This is a genomic window from Georgenia sp. AZ-5, from assembly GCF_043952095.1.
Classification (GTDB): domain Bacteria; phylum Actinomycetota; class Actinomycetes; order Actinomycetales; family Actinomycetaceae; genus Georgenia.
In genome coordinates this window covers 3,439,820-3,458,494 of sequence record NZ_JBINOU010000001.1, presented here as the reverse complement: position 1 = coordinate 3,458,494, position 18,675 = coordinate 3,439,820, and the positions used below count along the sequence as shown (strand labels likewise).

The 18,675-nt window shown below is 74.9% G+C and carries 12 protein-coding genes and 1 pseudogene; 8 read left to right on the top strand and 5 right to left on the bottom strand.

Annotated elements, in window-relative coordinates; translation table 11 throughout:
* Window positions 1-136 precede the first annotated feature (136 nt).
* The 5 genes from ACF0H8_RS16135 (at window position 137) to ACF0H8_RS16115 (ending at window position 3,614) form a co-directional block, all read left to right on the top strand.
* The gene (locus tag ACF0H8_RS16135) at window positions 137-448 is read left to right on the top strand and encodes a hypothetical protein (RefSeq protein ID WP_395289904.1); all 312 of its coding nucleotides are present in this window, start codon (window positions 137-139) and stop codon (window positions 446-448) included.
* Between the two features lie 34 nt (window positions 449-482).
* Window positions 483-1,295, top strand: coding sequence for an alpha/beta fold hydrolase (locus ACF0H8_RS16130; protein WP_395289903.1), 813 nt, complete (start codon window positions 483-485; stop codon window positions 1,293-1,295).
* A 126-nt stretch (window positions 1,296-1,421) separates the two neighbouring features.
* Window positions 1,422-2,513: an IS630 family transposase gene (locus tag ACF0H8_RS16125; protein WP_395288222.1), complete on the top strand. Its 1,092-nt coding sequence runs from the start codon at window positions 1,422-1,424 to the stop codon at window positions 2,511-2,513.
* A gap of 271 nt (window positions 2,514-2,784) precedes the next feature.
* Window positions 2,785-3,267 carry a GNAT family N-acetyltransferase gene (locus ACF0H8_RS16120; RefSeq protein ID WP_395289902.1) on the top strand — a complete coding sequence of 161 codons (483 nt, stop codon included), beginning with the start codon at window positions 2,785-2,787 and terminating at the stop codon, window positions 3,265-3,267.
* On the top strand, window positions 3,267-3,614 hold the full coding sequence (locus tag ACF0H8_RS16115; RefSeq protein ID WP_395289901.1) for a GntR family transcriptional regulator: 348 nt from the start codon (window positions 3,267-3,269) through the stop codon (window positions 3,612-3,614). Before ACF0H8_RS16120 ends, ACF0H8_RS16115 begins: the two co-directional genes overlap by 1 nt.
* Before the next feature lie 435 nt (window positions 3,615-4,049).
* Here ACF0H8_RS16115 and ACF0H8_RS16110 read toward each other — a convergent pair whose 3' ends face one another.
* On the bottom strand, window positions 4,050-5,867 hold the full coding sequence (locus ACF0H8_RS16110; RefSeq protein WP_395289900.1) for a hypothetical protein: 1,818 nt from the start codon (window positions 5,865-5,867) through the stop codon (window positions 4,050-4,052).
* Window positions 5,868-6,061: 194 nt separating this feature from the next.
* Between ACF0H8_RS16110 and ACF0H8_RS16105 the strand changes: the two genes are divergently transcribed.
* The 3 genes from ACF0H8_RS16105 to ACF0H8_RS16095 all read left to right on the top strand — a co-directional run bounded on the left by ACF0H8_RS16105 (window position 6,062) and on the right by ACF0H8_RS16095 (window position 9,388).
* Entirely contained in the window at window positions 6,062-7,354 is a 1,293-nt protein-coding gene (locus ACF0H8_RS16105) for a hypothetical protein (protein WP_395289899.1), read from the top strand.
* Window positions 7,351-8,385, top strand: coding sequence for a hypothetical protein (locus tag ACF0H8_RS16100; protein ID WP_395289898.1), 1,035 nt, complete (start codon window positions 7,351-7,353; stop codon window positions 8,383-8,385). The genes ACF0H8_RS16105 and ACF0H8_RS16100 overlap by 4 nt, the downstream gene beginning before the upstream one ends.
* Before the next feature lie 67 nt (window positions 8,386-8,452).
* Entirely contained in the window at window positions 8,453-9,388 is a 936-nt protein-coding gene (locus ACF0H8_RS16095) for a tetratricopeptide repeat protein (protein WP_395289897.1), read from the top strand.
* Between the two features lie 173 nt (window positions 9,389-9,561).
* Here ACF0H8_RS16095 and glgB read toward each other — a convergent pair whose 3' ends face one another.
* The 4 genes and pseudogenes from glgB to ACF0H8_RS16075 all read right to left on the bottom strand — a co-directional run bounded on the left by glgB (window position 9,562) and on the right by ACF0H8_RS16075 (window position 17,695).
* Window positions 9,562-11,979, bottom strand: coding sequence for a 1,4-alpha-glucan branching protein GlgB (gene glgB, locus ACF0H8_RS16090; RefSeq protein WP_395289896.1), 2,418 nt, complete (start codon window positions 11,977-11,979; stop codon window positions 9,562-9,564).
* Between the two features lie 63 nt (window positions 11,980-12,042).
* Window positions 12,043-13,518 carry an aminoglycoside phosphotransferase gene (locus ACF0H8_RS16085; RefSeq protein ID WP_395289895.1) on the bottom strand — a complete coding sequence of 492 codons (1,476 nt, stop codon included), beginning with the start codon at window positions 13,516-13,518 and terminating at the stop codon, window positions 12,043-12,045.
* A 344-nt stretch (window positions 13,519-13,862) separates the two neighbouring features.
* Window positions 13,863-15,632: pseudogene (gene treS / locus ACF0H8_RS16080) on the bottom strand (maltose alpha-D-glucosyltransferase); the annotation flags it as partial.
* Window positions 15,599-17,695, bottom strand: coding sequence for an alpha-1,4-glucan--maltose-1-phosphate maltosyltransferase (locus ACF0H8_RS16075; RefSeq protein WP_395289894.1), 2,097 nt, complete (start codon window positions 17,693-17,695; stop codon window positions 15,599-15,601). The pseudogene treS and the gene ACF0H8_RS16075, both read right to left, overlap by 34 nt.
* Window positions 17,696-18,675 lie beyond the last annotated feature (980 nt).

Below are 18,675 nucleotides of genomic sequence, written 5' to 3'. Positions count from 1 at the left end.
CAGTGCGGCACCGGCGTGCTCGCGTGACGGGTGCCGCCTGGCAAGCGCCTTCCCGGTGCCGGCGCCTTCATGGGCCGGGGCCTTTCTCGCGTCGGCGCCGCGCGGCACCGGCTGGCGGGAGGGAGAGAATGGGCGCATGCCTTCCTCCCGCCGCTCGCGCCGCCGCCCGTACGGCGAAGGGCACGTGCCGCTCGACCCGGAGCGGCTGCGGGGCGTGACGCGCAGCGAGCAGGGACCGGACGGCGGGACGTACTTTGTGCGCCAGGTGCGGGGCTCGGAGAAGTCCTACCGCTGCCCCGGTTGCGACCAGCTCATCGCGCCGGGTGTCGCGCACGTCGTCGCGTGGCAGAACGACCACCTGCTCGGCGCCCAGGCGGGCATCGACTCCCGCCGGCACTGGCACTCGGCGTGCTGGCAGGCACGCGACCGGCGCCGCCCCACGCGGTGACGGTGGTGCGTGCGATGCGTGCGATGCTCGGGTCATGACCCTCGCGCTCCACCACTACGGCCCCGACTTCGACCTCCCTCTGGTCCTGCTCCACGCCTTCCCGCTGGACTCGGCCATGTGGGACGACGTCGTCGCGCTGCTGGGCGACCTCCCGGTCATCCTCGTCGACGCGCCCGGCTTCGGCGCCTCACCTGCGCCCGCCGCCGTCGCGGAGGAGCTCGGCCGCCCCGCCGAGCCGTCGCTGGAGACCTACGCCGACGCGGTCGCGGCGTCGCTGCGGGCGGCGGGCGTCGAGCGCGCCGTGGTGGCCGGGCTGTCCATGGGCGGCTACGCCGTCCTTGCGCTGGCCGAGCGGCACCGCGGCCTGCTCGCCGGGGCCGGTCTGCTGGACACCAAGGCGGGCCCGGACGACGAAGCCGCGCGCGAGAACCGCCTGAGGGTGGCCGCCGCGGCGGAGGAGCAGGGCGCCGCGGCGGTGGCGCCGATGCTCGCAGGCGTCCTCGGCGCGACGACGCAGGCGCAGCGCCCGGACCTCGTCGAGCGTGTGGGCGCGGCCCTGGCGGCGTCGCCGGGGGAGGGGATCGCCTGGGCGCAGCGGGCCATGGCCGCACGGCCGGGGCGGCTCTCCGCGCTGGAGGACCTGCGGGTTCCCGTGCTGGTGCTGCGCGGCGTGGAGGACGACCTGTCACCGCAGGAGGCCGCGAACCAGCTGGCGGAGGTGCTGGCGGACGTCGAGGTCGTCGTCGTGCCGCACGCGGGGCACCTCAGCCCCCTGGAGCAGCCGGAGGCCGTGGCGCACGCGCTGCGGTCCCTGCACGAGCGGTGCGCGCAGGGCGCGGTGTCCTGACGCCCGCGCGGTGGACGTGGTGTCCTGATGCCCGGTCCGTGGGCGCCGGGCGGCGTGTCACGACGCGCGCTGGCCCGACCTAGTGTCCTGCGCCAGAAACTCACTGGATAAGTCGTAGACTGGGGTATGCCTCGTTCTGGGCGTCCCAAAGCCGAGTTGGTCTTGTCCGCTGACGAGCGCGCGCAGCTGGTGAGGTGGTCGCGCCGGGCGAAGTCCTCGCAGGCGCTGGCGCTGCGGGCGCGGATCGTGCTGGCATGCGCGGAGGGCTTGGACAACAAGACGGTTGCGGCGCGGTTGGAATGCGCGGCGGCCACGGTGGGCAAGTGGCGGGCGAGGTTCGTCGAGCAACGCCTCGATGGGCTCGGTGACGAGGCGCGGCCGGGACGGCCCCCGGTGATCAGTGCCGACCAGGTCGAGGATGTCGTGGTCGCAACCTTGGAGTCGACGCCGAAGAACGCGACGCACTGGTCGCGGGCGAAGATGGCCGAGCGCACCGGGCTGAGCAAGTCCACGATCGGGCGGATCTGGAGGGCGTTCGACCTCAAGCCGCACCGGGCCGAGGGGTTCAAGATCTCCAACGACCCGCTGTTCGTGGAGAAGGTCTACGACATCGTGGGGCTGTACCTCAATCCCCCCGAGGCCGCGGTCGTGCTGTGCGTGGACGAGAAGTCCCAGGTGCAGGCGCTGGCCCGGTCCCAGCCGGCGTTCCCGATGATGCCCGGCATGCCCGAGAAACGCACCCATGACTACGTCCGCCACGGCACAACCAGCCTGTTCGCGGCGCTCAACATCGACGACGGCACGGTGATCTCCAGCCTCCACCGGCGCCACCGGGCGAGCGAGTTCAAGAAGTTCTTGACCAAGATCGACGACCAGATCCCCGACGATCTCGACGTGCACCTGGTCTGCGACAACTACGGCACCCACAAGCACCCGACGGTGACGAAGTGGCTTGAGGCGCACCCGAGGTTCCACATGCACTTCACCCCCACCTACTCCTCCTGGATCAACCAGGTCGAGCGGTTCTTCGCCTACGTCACCGCCGACCTCCTCCAGCGATCCGACCACCGCAGCGTCCAGGCCCTCGAGGCCGACATCCGCACATGGGTCAAGGCCTGGAACGAGGACCCCAAGCCCTTCGTGTGGACCAAGACGGCCGAACAGATCCTCGACTCACTCCGAAGACTTCTTCAACGAACTACTGGCGCAGGACACTAGGCGTCGGCGTACCCGTCCGAGCCTGGCAGCAGCCGCTCAAGCGCATCGCTCAGCGCCATCGAGTCACCGTCCCGCCCGCCCGCCCGCCCGCGTGCGCCGCCGTCGTGCCCCGCACGCGCAGCGGCTCCGCCGGGAGGGCGGCCGCGCGTGCCGCGGCTGTGAAGCGGCGCAGCAGGTCCCGGGCGCGCGTGCTCGGCCCGGCGTCGTTCGGCCGATTCGGCAGCGCCCTCCTGCATCCGGCCGGCGTAGGACCACGCCCTACGCTGGAGCCGTGCAAGCCTCCGCCCGCATCCGACCCGCCACCGTCCCTGACGCCCCCGCCATCGCCCGCGTCCACCTGCAGTGCTGGCGCGAGACCTACGGCGACCTCGTGCCCGCCGACGTCTACGCCGACCGGGAGGCGGGCGGCGCCCAGGCCTGGGAGGAGCTGCTCGCCGAGCCGGGCTCGAACATGACATGGGTGGCCGAGCGGGACGGCGAGCTCGTCGGTTTCGCGATGGCGGCCGCCGAGGGGCCGGCGGCGGTGCGCCCGCTGCAGCTGCGCTTCCTCTTCGTCCTCGCCGCCGAGCAAGGTAGGCGGACGGGCTCGCACCTGGTCGAGCTCGCCGTAGGCGACGCCCCCTGCTTCCTGTGGGTGGTCGAGAGCAACACCCGCGCGCAGGGCTTCTACCGCCACCAGGGGTTCGAGGCGGACGGTGCGCGGCAGGCCGTCGCCGCGGACGGGCACCTGCCCGAGATCCGGATGGTGCGGTGATGTCCGTCGTGGTGGACCCGGGCTCGCCGGTCCCGCCGTACGAGCAGGTGCGGGCGCAGCTCGCCGCGCGCATCGAGGCGGGGGAGCTGGCCGAGGGCACCCGGCTGCCCACGGTGCGTGCCCTCGCTGCCGAGCTGGACCTCGCGGTCAACACGGTCGCGCGCGCCTACCGGGAGCTGGAGCACTCCGGTGCGGTGGTGACGCGCGGCCGCTCGGGGACCTTCGTCGCCTACGACGACACGGACCGGGCGGCGAAGGAGGCGGCCGCCGCCTACGCGGCGCGGGTCCGCGAGCTCGGCGTCGACCCTGAGCGGGCGGTCGATCTGGTCCGCGCCGCCCTCGCCTGACTGCCGGGTGACCGAGGCGCCACGGCGCCTGTGAACAGCACGCCGCGCCCGTGAACCAGCACGCCGCGCCTCGGCTGATTGGCGGCGGTCGTAAACGTCGAGTGTGACGTTCCTGCGCATTTCCGGGCACGAATACCCGCAAGAACGTCGCAACCGAGCTGGGCATCGGCCATCGGGCGGCAGAGTCGCGGTCCCCTGAGTGCGACAACGTTCTGTTCGCATGGCCGGACGCGACAGCGCCCAGTGCGACGTCGTGGGGCATGTGCAAGGGGCGAACGAGCCCTACAACGTCGCACCCGGCGCTCGACCGGGATCGACGTGCGGCACGACTGACGGCAGCCGATGCCGGGTCTGCCAGGTACCGCCCTGGCCACGTGCCGCCCCGACCACGGGCCGCGCCGGCCACAGCCGCGCCAGCGCCCGGCTCAACGCCGGTCAGCGGCCCCGGCTCGGGCGCGGCTTCCTGTTGTTGTTGCGGTTGCTGCGGGGAGCGCGTGGAGCGCCGGGTGCCTTCACCGGCTCCATCACGGCCGTCTCGTCGCTCACCCGCTCGATGAGCTCCGTGCTGTCCGGTTCGGCGTCCGCGGCCGTCGCGCCGGCGCCCGAGACGGAGGGCGTGGGGCGGGAGCCCGCCGCCGGAGCCGGGGCAGCCTTCTCGATGACGGCGGTCGGCGGCTCGCCGTCGTCCGTCTCGGGCGCCGCGACCGGCTTGTCCTCGGCGGTGGGCTGCTCGCCGGTGCCGACGGCCTCGGGGACCGCAACTTTCTCGTCCTGGGCTGCGACCGGTGCGTTCTCCGCCTCGGCGCCCGCGGGCGCCACGACGGGCTCGGTGACGGCGCCGGCCTGCTCGTCCTTGCCGGTCGCTGCTTGCTCGGGGGCCGGCTCCGCCCCGGCGACGGCGAGGGGCATCGCGGCGGTCGCGGACTCGGCGTACGTGACGCCGGCGGCGGGCTTGCCCTCGGGCTCGGAAGGCGGAACGGCGGGCTCGGCGGGGGTGCCGGTGGGCTCGGCAGCCCCTGCCCCGGGCTCGGTCCCGGTGGGCTGAGGGGCCGTCGTGTCCTGCTGAGCCGCGGTGGTGGCCTCGGCAGCCTTCGCCGCGGGCGCGGCGCCCGTGTCGGCGACCTCGTCCGCCTGCGGCGCCGGCGCGGCGTCCGCCGGCGCGGCCACCGGCGGCGTGGCTGCGCCGCTCGTCCCGGGCGAGGGCGCGGCGCTGGTCGCTGCCGCCTGCTGCCGCGCGGCGTCGTCGCGGGCGTCCTGGCGCTCCGCCAGCACCCCGCGCATGTCCTCGAGGTAGGCGGCGACCGCCTGGCGCTGGCGCGAGAGCTCGTCGACCTGGCGCTGCGCCGTCGAGACGGCGGCCTGCGCCTCCTCCTCGGCCTCCGTGCGCAGCCGCAGCGCCTCCGCCTGCGCCTCGGCGAGCAGCCGCGCCGCGTCGGCGTGAGCGCGCTCCTCCTGCTCGCGGACCTTCGCGTCCGTCTCCACCAGCAGCTGCTCGCAGCGCTGGACGGCCTCGGCGAGCCGGCGCTCGGCGTCCATCGCCCGCGTCTCGGCGTCCGCGACCATCGCCTGGGTCTGCGCGCGGGCGGCGGCGAAGGCGTCGGCGGCCTCCTGCTGCGCCCGCGCGCGCAGAGCGGCCGCGTCGTGCTCCGCCCTTGCGCGCAGGTCGGTGACGTCCTTCTCCGTGTTGGCGCGCAGCAGCCCGAGCTCGCGCTCCAGCGTGGTGCGGCGCTCGGTCACCTCGGCGTGGGTCGCGGTGGTCAGCCGGGAGGCTTCGCGCTCCGCGGACGCGACGAGCTCCTCGGCCTTGCGGCGAGCGTTCACCAGCGTGGTCTCGGCCTCGGCCCGGGCGTGCTCGCTGACGAGCTCGGCCTCCCGGCGCGCCTGGGCGAGAAGGTCCCCGGCCTCACGCTGCGCGCGGTCGCTGAGCGCGCGTGCGCTCGACCGGGAGGTCTCGATGGTGCGCTGCGCGTCCTCGTTCGCCCGCCCGACCACCTCCATGGCCTGCTCCTCGGCCGAGCGGAGGAGGTTCTCCACCCGGGCGCCCAGCCCGGCGTAGGTGGGCCGCTCGCTCTCCCGGAGCTTGCGCTGGGCGTCGGAGAGCTCGGCGGAGACCTTCAGCACGCGGGCGTCGAGCGTCTCCACCTCCCGGCGTGCCTCGGTCAGAGCCTCGGTCAGCGCCTGGAACCGCTGGTCCACCTGGGCGCGGTCGTACCCGCGCATGACCACCGGGAACACCGGTCGCTCGTCAACCACCACAGTCCTCCTGTCGGTTCCCCCGGCGGCACCGGAGGGGCGAAAGTCCGACCCACTGTAACCACGGGGCCGGGCACCGGCCCGGGCCGGTGCCCGGCCCCGTGGGCGGAAACGCGCACCCGGCCGGGACGCGCCGTATCCTGGCCAGTTGACGATGCCCTCGAGCATTCCCGACCGTAAGGACCCTCCCCCTCGTGACTCGCAGGATCATCTCCGTCGCGCTCATCGTGCTCGGCGCGCTCGCCATCGCCCTGGCGATCGCCTCGGCCACGGTCTGGCGCCCCACAGACACCGTCACGCTCACCCTCCCGGAACGCCCGTCCACCGCCGTCGTCGTCTCCGACGCCGGCGTGCTCGACGCCGTCGGGTCCGAGGTGACCGTCGAGGCGACCGCCGACGACGGGCAGCCAGTCACGCTCGCCGTCGGGCGAACCGCCGACGTGGACGCCTGGGTGAGAGACGCGCCGCACACGCGCATCACCGGGCTCGCCAGCTGGCAGGAGCTCACCGTCGAGCCGGCGGGTGAGGAGGCGGACACGGCCGAGGCGGGCGTGCCCGACCCCGCCGGGTCCGACCTGTGGGTCGCGGAGCAGTCCGGCACCGGCTCCGCGGAGCTGTCCTGGGAGGACCGCGAGGGCCGCTGGAGCCTGGTGGCGGCGACCGACGGCACGGCGCCCGCGCCGCAGGTCTCGTTGACCTGGCCCGTCGAGGTCCGCACGCCGTGGCTGGTGCCCGGGCTCGTCGTCGGCGCCGTGCTGCTCCTCGCGGGCCTGACTCTGCTCGCCGTCGACCTCCTCGCCCGCCGCGAGCTGCGCCGCCGGCAGGAGGCGACGGCGGTCGAGCGGGTCACCGAGACCCCCACCGCCACGGGGCTCAGCCGCCGTCAGCTCCGGGAGCGGTCCCGCGACACCGGGCGCGACCGCCGCGGCACCACGACCGGAGAGATCCCGGTAGCCACGGGCGCGACCGCCGCCCGGGCCGGGGAGACGGACGCCGCCGGGCCGGGCGTCGCGGCCGCCGGCCAGGCCCGCGGCGCGGGCATCGTGCCCGCCTCGCCGCGCGCGGAGGAGCTGCGTCGTGGCCGCGAGGAGCCCGCACACGTGCCGGCCGCCGGCGCGGCGGGCGACGCCACGCAGCAGACGGCCGCCGTCGGCGATGACTCCACCCAGCAGACGCGCGCCGTCGACACCACCGAGCAGATACCCGCCGTCGACACCACCGGCGACGCCACCCAGCAGATGCCCGCGGTCGGCGGCGAGGACGCCCGGCAGGCCGCCGGGGTCGCGAAGGGGGCCGGGGTCGTCCCGGCACCCTCCCGGCCGGCGGACGCGCCCGGGGGCACGGACGACGAGGCCTGGACCGAGGCGCCCGGCGAGACCGGCGAGACCGGTGAGGACGCCGAGGGCGGCGCGGCGCCGAGCTGGCGCAGCGTCTGGGGCTTCACCGACAGGAACCGCAAGCAGGACGAGAGCGAGGAGAACCGATGAGGCGGAGCACCCCAGGAAGCGCCCTGGCAGCAGGCGGCGCCGTGGTGCTCGGACTCCTCGCGGGCTGCAGCACGGAGCTGCCGCAGCCCGAGCCGGACCCGACGGCCGAGACGGCGCCGCCGGTGCTCGACGAGGAGCGCTTCGACCGGGTCCTCGAGGAGGTCTCCGCCACGATCGCCGCGGCGGACGAGACGCGCGACGGCGAGGCCCTGCAGAGCCGCGTGACGGGCCCCGCCCTGGACATGCGCCGGGCCGAGTACCGGCTCGCGGAGGCCACCGACGGGCAGGCGTCGCCGGCCCCGATCACCACCGCCACGCAGGTGGAGGCCGTCGCCGCGACGGAGGACTTCCCCCGCACCGCCATGACGATCACGCAGGTGCCCGAGGGCGCCAACCTGCCGCTGCTGATGGCGCTGACCCAGCCGGAGGCCCGCGAGCAGTACAAGCTGTGGGGCTGGGTCGAGCTCTTCCCCGGCATCGAGACGCCCGCGCTCATCAGCCCCGACACGGGCTCCGCGCAGCTGGCGCCTGACGCCGAGGGGCTCGTCGCCACCCCGGCGCAGGTGGTCGAGCGGTACGTCGACACCCTGAACAACGCCGAGAGCGAGTTCGCCGGCCAGTTCGCCGAGGACCCGTACAAGAAGACGGCCAGGGAGACGACGGCGCAGCTCGACGCAAACATCGAGGCGGCGGGGGAGGCCTCGATCAGCTTCTCCGTGGGAGACAGCGGGCCGCTCGCGCTGGCCACCGCCGACGGCGGCGCGCTGGTGCTCGGCGAGCTGGGCTCGGCCCAGACCATCCGCAAGACCGTGCCGGGCGCCACCCTCACCGTGGGCGGCCAGATCGGCGCGCTCCTCGGGGAGGACAAGGAGGTCCGCGGGAGCGTGACGGGAACCTCCGACCTGCTGGTGGCGTTCTACGTGCCGCCGGCCGGCGGGGAGGACGCCACGATCCGGCCGCTCGGCGCCACGCCGGGCGGTGGGGTCCTCACGGAGGTCACCCGCGACGACGCCGCCGCGCCCGCGGAATGATGGGAACCGGAGCCGCCGTCGCCATCCGGCGCGGCGGCACCGCCGAGACGAAGGACGAAGGACGCAGATGAGCCAGCCCACGCCGAGCATGAACCTGCACGGAGCCGTCGACCTCTCCTCGCTGGCCGGGCCGCCCGCGGGCCAGGCAGGTCCCGGCGGCCAGGGCGGCAACGGGGGAAGCGTGCCCGGCGCCCTCGTGGCGGACGTCTCCGAGGCGACGTTCGGGCAGACCCTGCAGCTGTCCGCGCAGGTCCCTGTGGTACTCCTGCTGGGCAGCTCGCGCTCGGACGCGAGCGAGCAGCTCGCGGCGGTGCTCGAGAGTTTGGCGGCGGCCTACGGCGGGCGCTTCCAGCTCGCCCGGGTGGACGCGGACGCCAACCCGCAGATCGCCGCGGCGCTCCAGGTGCAGGCGGTGCCGACCGTCGTCGCGCTGATCGGCGGCCAGCCCCTGCCGCTGTTCCAGGGCGCCTACCCCGAGGCACAGGTGCGGCAGGTGCTCGACGAGGTGCTGCGGGTCGCGGCGCAGAACGGCGTCACCGGCGTGCTCGACGCCGCCGAGGAGGAGGGGGCGGAGCCGGCGGAGCTGCCGGTGCCGCCGCTGCACGCGGAGGCGATGGCCGCCATCGAGCGCGGCGACCTCGACGCCGCCGAGGAGGCCTACAACAAGGCGCTGGCCGAGAACCCGCGCGACGCCGAGGCCCACGCGGCCCTGATGCAGGTGCAGCTCATCCGGCGCATCGAGCAGGAGGACCCCGACGAGATCCTGGCCCGGGCCGCCACGGCGGGACCGGCGGACGTGGACGCGCACCTCGCGGCTGCGGACGTCGAGGCGGCGACCGGGCGGTTCGCCGAGGCCTTCGCGCGCCTGCTCGCCGTCGTGCGCGCGACCTCCGGCGACGAGCGGGACCGCGCGCGACAGCGACTGGTGGACCTGTTCGAGATCGCCGGGCCCACCGAAGAGGTCCAGAAGGCCCGCCGGCAGCTCGCCATGGCGCTGTACTGACGTCCGCCGCACGCACGAAGGCCCCGACCAGGTCGGGGCCTTCGTGCGTCCGCACCGCGGGGTCCCGCGCGGGGGAGCCGGCGGCCGCGCTGGCGCCCGCGCGGGGGAGCCGGCGGCCGCGCCGGGCCCCGTGCGGGCCCGACCGCGCTGGTGGCGGGCCGGCGGCCCGGCGCTCAGCGCGCCCTCGGCTCCTCGACGGCGGGACGCTCCGCCCCCGCCCGCTCCGCGGCCGGACCCGCCGTGCGCTTCTCGGGGACGAGGAAGACCGCGCCCATCGGCGGCACCCGCAGGGACGCCGAGCTGGGCCGGCCGTGCCAGCTGAGCTCCTCGGCCTCCACGCGGCCGAGGTTGCCCACCCCCGAGCCGCCGTAGACCTCGGCGTCGGTGTTGAGGACCTCCAGCCACGTGCCGCCGGAGGGCAGGCCCACCCGGTAGCCCTCGTGCGGGGTGCCGGCGAAGTTGACCACGCACACCACGACGTCCTCGCCGTCACCGCTGCGCCGCAGGTACGACAACGTGTTGTGGTCGCCGTCGCCGCTCTCGATCCACTCGAAGCCGCGATGGGAGAAGTCCTCGGACCACAGCGCCGGGTGCTCGCGGTAGACCTCGTTGAGCGAGCTCACGAGCCTCGCGACGCCGGCGTGGCCGGGGTCGTCCATGTGCCACCAGTCCAGCCCGCGGCCCTCGCTCCACTCGGCCTCCTGGGCGAACTCCTGGCCCATGAACAGCAGCTGCTTGCCGGGGTGGGACCACTGGTAGGCGAGCAGCGCCCGCACGCCGGCGAGCTGCTGCCACCGGTCCCCGGGCATCTTCGTCAGCAGGGAGCCCTTGCCGTGGACGACCTCGTCGTGGCTGAGCGGCAGGATGAACTGCTCCGAGAACGCGTACACGAGCGAGAACGTCAGCTCGCCGTGGTGGTAGCGCCGGTTGATGGGCTCCTCCGCCAGGTAGCGCAGCGTGTCGTTCATCCAGCCCATGTTCCACTTCAGGCCGAACCCGAGGCCGCCGTTCGACGTCGGCGCGGTCACGCCCGGCCACGCCGTCGACTCCTCGGCGATCATGACGATCCCGGGGACCCTGCGGTAGGCGGTGGCAGTGGTCTCCTGCAGGAAGCTGATCGCCTCGAGGTTCTCCCGGCCGCCCCGGATGTTGGGGCGCCACTGGCCCGACTGGCGGGAGTAGTCCAGGTAGAGCATCGAGGCGACGGCGTCGACGCGCAGGCCGTCGACGTGGAACTCCTCGAGCCAGTACAGCGCGTTGGCCACCAGGAAGTTGCGCACCTCGCGACGGCCGAAGTTGAACACGTACGTGCCCCAGTCCTGGTGCTCGCCGCGCAGCGGGTCCGGGTCCTCGTACAGCGAGGTGCCGTCGAAGCGGGCCAGGGCCCAGGCGTCCTTGGGGAAGTGGGCGGGCACCCAGTCCACGATCACGCCGATGCCGGCCCGGTGGAGCTGGTCCACCAGGTAGCGGAACTCGTCGGGGGAGCCGAACCGCGCCGTCGGCGCGTAGTAGGAGGTCACCTGGTAGCCCCAGGAGCCGCCGAAGGGGTGCTCGGCGACCGGGAGGAGCTCCACGTGGGTGAAGCCGAGCTCCTGCACGTGCGCGAGGAGCTGGTCCGCCAGCTCGCGGTAGCCCAGGCCCGGGCGCCAGGAGCCGAGGTGGACCTCGTAGATGCTCATCGGGCCGGTGTGCGGGTTGGTCGCCGCCCGGCGGGCGAGCCACTCGTCGTCGGTCCAGGTGTACGCGCTCTGCTCGACGACGGAGGCGGTGGCGGGCGGCACCTCGGTGGCGCGGGCCATCGGGTCGGCCTTCTGGTGGAAGGAGCCGTCGGCGTACTGGATCTCGTACTTGTAGCGGGCGCCCGGCCCGACGCCGGGGACGAAGACCTCCCACAGGCCCGTGCCGCCGAGGGTGCGCATGGACGTGCCGGCGCCGTTCCAGGCGTTGAAGTCGCCGACGACCCGCACGGCGCGGGCGTTCGGCGCCCAGACCGCGAAGCTGGTGCCGCGGACCTTGCCCAGCTCGCTGGGGAAGGTGCGCACGTGGGCGCCGAGGACCTTCCACAGCTCCTCGTGGCGCCCCTCGGAGATGAGGTGCTGGTCGAGCTCGCCGACCGTGGGCAGGAAGCGGTACGGGTCGTCGACGAGGCTGGTGACGTCGCCGTAGGTCACCCGCACGCGGTAGTCTGGCACCTGCTGGCCCGGCAGCACGGCGACCCAGATCCCGTCCTGCTCGTGCCGCGCGGGCACGGTGCCCGCGGCGGTGACGATCTCGACCGCGTCCGCCAGGTGGCGCACCGTCCGGACGGTGACGCCGCCCGGGCCGGGGTGCGCGCCGAGCACGGCGTGCGGGTCGTGCCAGGTGCCGTGGGCGACGGCGCGCAGCACGTCGGTGTCGACGGGGACGGGGGTCCCGGTGGACGCGGCGCCGTCGGCGGGGGCGGTGGCGGCGGGGTTCGCTCCTCCGGCGGCGGCCCGGCTCGTCCCGCCCGTCGCGGGGGTCGCTGGGGTCGTGCCGGGGGCGCTTGCGGGGCCGCCGGCAGCGGTGCCCCCGCCGCTGGTCGGGGCGTCGTGGCGCAGTTCACGGTCCATGGCTCCCACTCTCCCATCACCTGCCGCGGAGCGCGGCTCCAACTTCCGCCAAGGCGCTGCTCGTCACTCCGCGCGCAGGAGACGGCCGATGCCGGCCAGCGGGATCGCCAGCCAGTCGGGCCGGTTGCGCGCCTCGTAGACGGCCTCGTACAGCGCCTTGTCGAGCTCGAGGGCGCGCAGCAGCGCCCGGTCCTCCCGCGGGTCCCGGCCGACGACGTCGCCGTAGCCGTCGAGGAACGCCTCGCGGGCGCGGTCCGCCCACGCCCGCCGCGCGGCGGCCTGCGCCTCCTCCGCCTCCCGCTCGGCTGGGGTGTCCCCCGGGGCGCCGGCGCCGGCCGCGGCGGCGTAGTCGAAGGACCTCAGCATTCCGGCGACGTCGCGCTGCGGCAGGTCGGGCCGGGTGCGCTCGGCCAGCGGCCGCAGCGGCTCGCCCTCGAAGTCCAGCAGCACCCAGCCGCGACCGGGCACGTCGAGCACCTGCCCGAGGTGGTAGTCGCCGTGGATGCGCTGCAGCAGCGGCCACGGGGCGCCGGCGCCCACCTGCAGCACCCGCTCCACCTCGGTGGCGACGTCCCGCAGGTCGGGGACGGCGTCGCACGCGGCGGCGTAGCGCTCCCGCCACGTCCGCAGGGTCGCCGCGCGCACGGCGTCGTCGGCGGCGCGCGTGGGCAGCGCCCGGGCCAGGGTGGCGTGGACCTCGGCCGTCGCCGCGCCGAGCGCCCGCGCCCGGTCGGCGAAGTCGGTGCCTTGCTCGAGCGCCCGCAGCGCCACCCGCCACGCGTCCTCCACGCCGGGAAGGAACTCCTGGGCGAGGGCGAGGTGGCCCTCGGCCATCTCCGCGACGTCGTCGGGCGAGCCGCCGGCGGGCCAGCGCCCGAGGATGTCGCCGACCGGCCGGGGCACGCGGGTGCTGCCCGCCAGCGCGAGGGCCTGTTGCACCTCGACGTCGGGGTTGAAGCCCGGGTGCAGCACCCGGAAGACCTTGAGGATGACCGGGGAGTCGGCGACGTCGAAGATGATCGAGGTGTTGGACTGCTCCCCGCGCAGCACGTGCGAGCCGGTCACCACCCCGGTCACCTCGCCGGTGCGGTGGCCCCGCGCGCCGGGCGCGCCGATGGCCGCGGCGCCTGCCGCGGCGCGGGTCGCCGCGGCCCCGCCGTCGGCCTGCGCTCCGCCGTCGCCGCCCAGCGCCGCGGCGTCCAGCGGCTCCAGCAGGCGCTCCTCGACGACCGCGCCCAGCAGCGCCGCCGCGCCGGCCGGGTCGTGGCAGCCGTCGTAGACCCACCGGCCGCCCGACCGGGCCACCAGGGCGTGCTCCAGCCCGGGCGCCTCGGCGTCGCGCACGGTCAGCGGCACCTGGTAGAGCACCGGCTCCGCGCCGCCGACGTCGCGGAGCAGCCACGACGCCGCGCGTGCGCCGTCGGCCGCCGGCAGCGCGAGCCCGCCGACGACCTGCAGCTCTGGGCGCCGGCCCTTGCCCGTGTACCAGCGCTGCCGCGTCATCCAGTCCGGCAGGGCGGCGAGCAGGTCGTGACTCATCGCGCCGACTCCGGCGTGGCGGCGGCGGGCCCGCCCGCCCCCGAGTCCCGGTCCGCGGTCGTCGGGCCGCCGGGGGTGGCGCGCTCGGCGCCGGACGGCTCGGTGCGCGGCGCGGCCGCCTGCGCCCCGGGCAGCTCCGGCGCCCGGGGCGCCGAGGGGCTGTGCGGCGCGACGATCGTCGACGGCACCGCGTAGGTCTCCGGGCGCGGGTGCTCGGCCGGTCGCGCCGGCGTCACGGGCGCCTCGCCGGCCACCGCCGAGAGCTCGCCCGTCACCTCGGCGCCGGGCTCCTCGGCGGGGGCGGGCCGGACGGTGGCGGGCATGCCGCCCAGAGGTGCCTGCGCGCCCTCGGGCCGGGAGACCAGCAGCCAGAAGAAGTCGCGGGAGCCGAGCGTGATCGTGACCGTGCCGTCCGCCGAGACCGCCGGGAAGCGGGCGCCGCCGAAGACGTCGGTCAGGCGCCAGCCCGCGTGCCGGGGCATCTGCACGGTCGCGGAGCGCGCGGTGTTGGCGAGGTTCATGACGCACAGCACCGTCTCCTGCCCGTTCGACCGGGTGAAGGCGAGCACGGCGTCGTTGTCCACCCGCAGCGGGGTGTAGTCGCCGTTGCCGAACACCGGGTGCCGCCGGCGCACGTCGAGGATCCCGCGCACCCAGTGCAGCAGCGAGGTCGGCTGGGCGACCTGGGCCTCGACGTTGATCGCGGCGTAGTGGTTGACCAGGGACTGCACCACCGGCAGGTACAGCTTGCCCGGGTCGGCGGTGGAGAAGCCGGCGTTGCGGTCCGGCGTCCACTGCATCGGGGTGCGCACCGCGTCGCGGTCCGGCAGCCAGATGTTGTCGCCCATGCCGATCTCGTCGCCGTAGTACAGGGTCGGCGAGCCGGGCAGGGAGAGCAGCAGCGCGTGGGCGAGCTCGATCTCGGCGCGGGAGTTGCCCAGCAGCGGGGCCAGCCGCCGCCGGATGCCGACGTTGGCCCGCATCCGCGGGTCCTCGGCGTACCAGCCGTACATGGCGGCGCGCTCCTCCGTGGAGACCATCTCGAGCGTCAGCTCGTCGTGGTTGCGCAGGAACGTGCCCCACTGGGCCCCGGCGGGGATCGCCGGGGTGTCGGCCAGGATGTCGCGGATGGCGCCCGCCCGCTGCTCGCGCAGCGAGTAGTAGATGCGGGGCATCACGGGGAAGTGGAAGCACATGTGGCACTCGGGCGCGGACTCGGTGCCGTAGTACTCGACCACGTCCTCGGGCCACTGGTTCGCCTCGGCGAGCAGGATCCGCCCGGGGTACTCCCGGTCCACCATGGCGCGCAGCTCGCGCAGGAACCGGTGCGTGCGGGGGAGGTTCTCGCAGTTGGTGCCCTCCTCCTCGAAGAGGTAGGGCACCGCGTCGAGCCGGAAGCCGTCCACGCCCTGGTCGCACCAGAACCGCACCACGTCGAACATCGCCTCCCGCACGGCGGGGTTCTCGAAGTTCAGGTCGGGCTGGTGGGAGAAGAACCGGTGCCAGAAGTACTGCCGGCGCACCGGGTCGAAGGTCCAGTTGGACGTCTCGGTGTCGACGAAGATCACGCGCGCGTCGGGGTACTTGGTGTTGTCGTCGCTCCAGACGTAGAAGTCCCCGTACGGCCCGTCCGGGTTCGAGCGCGAGGACTGGAACCACGGGTGCTGGTCGGAGGAGTGGTTCATGACCAGGTCGACGATCACCCGCATGCCGCGCTCGTGGGCCTTGTCCATGAGCTCGGAGAAGTCCTCGAGCGTGCCGTACTCCGGCGCGACCGAGGTGAAGTCGGAGACGTCGTACCCGCCGTCGCGCAGCGGCGAGGGGTAGAACGGCGGCAGCCACAGGCAGTCGACGCCGAGCCACTGGAGGTAGTCCAGGCGGTCGATCAGCCCGCGCAGGTCACCGGTGCCCGAGCCGCGGGAGTCCGCGAAGGCCCGCAGCAGCACCTCGTAGAACACCGCCGTGCGGTACCACTCCGGGTCGTCGCTCAGGCCCGGGCGGTCGGCCCGGTCGAGGACGGCGACCGGTTCGACCTTCGGCGGGAGGGCGGTCAGCGGCGAGGGGGACTCGCCCGCCGCCGTCACAGGGCCCTCACGTGGAGGATGTGGGCGCAGCGAGCGTGCGGGTCGAGCCGGACGAACGGCCGAGCACCCCACAGGTACGTCTCGCCGCCGAGCTCGTCGGAGGCGGCCATGACGGGCCCGTCACCGGCCGCCCGCAGGCCGAGCGCGGCGAGGTCGAGGTCGAGGACGCCCTCGCGTGTGGTGAACGGGTCGAGGGTGAGCACGACGACGACCGTGTCCTCCTCGCCCGTGGGCGACTGCTGCGGCGTCAGCCGCTTGGAGAAGCACAGGATCTGGTCGTCGGACGTGGGGTGGATGGCCACGTTCCTCAGCCGTTGCAGGGCCGGGTGCGCCCGGCGGATGGCGTTGAGCTTGCCCAGCAGGTCGGCGATGCCCAGGCTGGCCGCCCGCGACCAGTCGCGCTGCTTGTACTGGTACTTCTCGTTGTCGATCTGCTCCTCGGCGCCGGGGCGCGCGACGTTCTCCACCAGCTCGTAGCCGGAGTAGATGCCCCACGTGGGGGAGCCGGTCGCGGCGAGCACCGCGCGGATGGCGAACGCCGCCGAGCCGCCCTGCTGCATGTACGGCGTGAGGATGTCGTGGGTGGTGGGCCAGAACGCCGGCCGCAGCCGCGCGTCGGTCTCGTACGCCAGCTCCATGAGGTAGTCGCCCATCTCCTGCTTGGCCGAGCGCCAGGCGAAGTAGGTGTACGACTGGTGGAAGCCGATCGCGCCGAGCGTGCGCATCATCGCCGGGCGGGTGAACGCCTCGGACAGGAAGATCACCTCGGGGTGGTCGCGGCGCACCTCGCCCAGCAGCCGCTGCCAGAAGGTGAGCGGCTTGGTGTGCGGGTTGTCGACGCGGAACAGCGTCACGCCGTGGGAGATCCACCGCTCGACGACGTCGTGGATGGCGTCGTAGATGCCCTCCGGGTCGTTGTCGAAGTTCAGCGGGTAGATGTCCTGGTACTTCTTCGGCGGGTTCTCCGCGTACGCGATCGTCCCGTCCGCCCGGGTGGTGAACCACTCCGGGTGCTCGGTGACCCAGGGGTGGTCGGGGGAGCACTGCAGCGCCAGGTCCAGGGCGACCTCCATGCCCAGCTCGCGCGCGCGGGCGACGAAGTGGTCGAAGTCGTCGAAGGTCCCCAGGTCGGGGTGGATGGCGTCGTGGCCGCCCTCGGGGCCGCCGATGCCGTAGGGGGAGCCGGGGTCGTCCGGCCCGGCGACGAGGGTGTTGTTCGGGCCCTTGCGGTTCGTCGTCCCGATCGGGTGGACCGGGGTGAGGTAGACGACGTCGAAGCCCATCTCCGCGATCCGGCCGAGCCGGTCCGCCGCGGTGCGCAGCGTGCCGGAGACCCACTTGCCGGACTCGTCACGGTAGGCGCCCTCGGAGCGCGGGAAGACCTCGTACCAGGAGCCCACCAGCGCGCGCTCGCGGTGGACCACCAGCGGGTAGGTGGCCGACGGCGAGACCATGTCGCGCAGCGGGTGCGCCGCCAGCGCCGCGCGCACCTGCGGGCCCGTGCCCGCCGCCAGGCGGGCGGCGGGCGTGCGGGCGGTGTCCTGCAGCCCCACGATCCCGTCACGCAGCACTGCCCGGACATCCGCCGGCAGCTCGCGGTCCGCGGCGCGCTCGAGCACGAGGGCGCCCTCGGTCAGCATGAGCTCGACGTCGACGCCGGCCTCGACCTTGATCGTCGCGTCGTGCGACCAGGTGGCGTACGGGTCGGACCAGCCCTCGACGCGGAAGCCCCAGTCCCCGGGGGCGTCCGGCATCAGCCAGGCCTCGTAGCGGTCCAGGCCCGGGGCGATGTCGTACATGGTGGCCCACGAGTGGTCGGTGCCGTCCGGGGCGACGAGCACGGCGGTGGCGGCGACGGCGTCGTGGCCCTCCCGGAAGACGGTGGCCCGCACGGGGAACGCCTCGCCCACGGTGCCCTTGGCCGGCCAGCGGCCGTCCTCGATGACGGGGGAGACCTCGACCACCGGGATGCGCCCGACGGGCGCGAACTCCGCGGGGCGGGGGGACGACGAGGGCTGGGAGGCCGGCGCGGCGGTCGTCGCGCGCGGCTCGGCGGCGGGCGTGGGTCCCGCGGTGGTGGGTGAGGCGGTCATGGGCGTGGCCCCGGGCTCCTTCGTAGCGGGTTGTTCTGTCTGCGTGGCCTCGGGCGGTCGGGTTGTGGCCCTGGTGTCGCGCGGCTCGACTGGGCTCACGGCGTCGCGCGGCTCGACTTGGCCCGCCGCGACCTCCGGCGGCTGGGCTGCGCCTGCCGGCTGGGCTGCGCCTGCTGCCGCGGCGCCGCTCAGGTAGGCCTCGGACGGCTCGGCGCTCACGGACTCGGACGGCTCGGCTGCGCTCGGCGGCTCAGCGTCGCTCGCTGCGCCGGGCGGCTCGGCCGCGGCGGCCTTGTGGGCGGCGTCGGCGGCTGGGGCTGCCGATCTCGGGCCGACCCCCGAGGTCTCGGCCGTGCGTGCGGCCTCGGTGGCAGGGGCAGCCGACGGTGAGCCGTTGGCCGGGGTGGACGTGACCTCACCGGGCGCCCGGTCCGCGTCCTGCGGGGAGCCGAGGAGCACGGACCACCAGGAATGCCGGCGGGACTCTTTCGGAGGCTTGGAGGTCACGCGGACGAACCTACCGAGGTCGCCGCCCGTTGGCAGTTCCAGGGCGCGCCGCGCCGCGGCGCGTCGGAACGATCGCGAATGCCCTGACGCTGCCGCGGCTGTGCCGCACCCGGGCAGGTCCCCGAGACGGGTCGCCGCCGGATGTCGTGCGCCGCGAGGTGGAGTCCCGGAACCGGGCGCCGATCCGGCGGCGTCCGTGCGCGCAGATGCAGTCCTCGGCCGTCCGGGCGTGCGGGCCGCCAGGCCGGGCCGGACGGGGCTCCGCGCGTCGCGGGCGGAAGAAAATGAAACAGACGTAGAAAACCCCGAGGAACGGTGCGCACAAATCCATGCGAAACGGACCCCATGAGCAGGGGAACCGGGGCCGGTGCGGCCAACGTCGGACTGCGCCGGCGCCGCCGGGATGCCGCGGTTCTTCGCGCCGTCGAGGGCGTACGTCCAAGGGGCGCCGACCAGCCGCCTGACGACCGTCG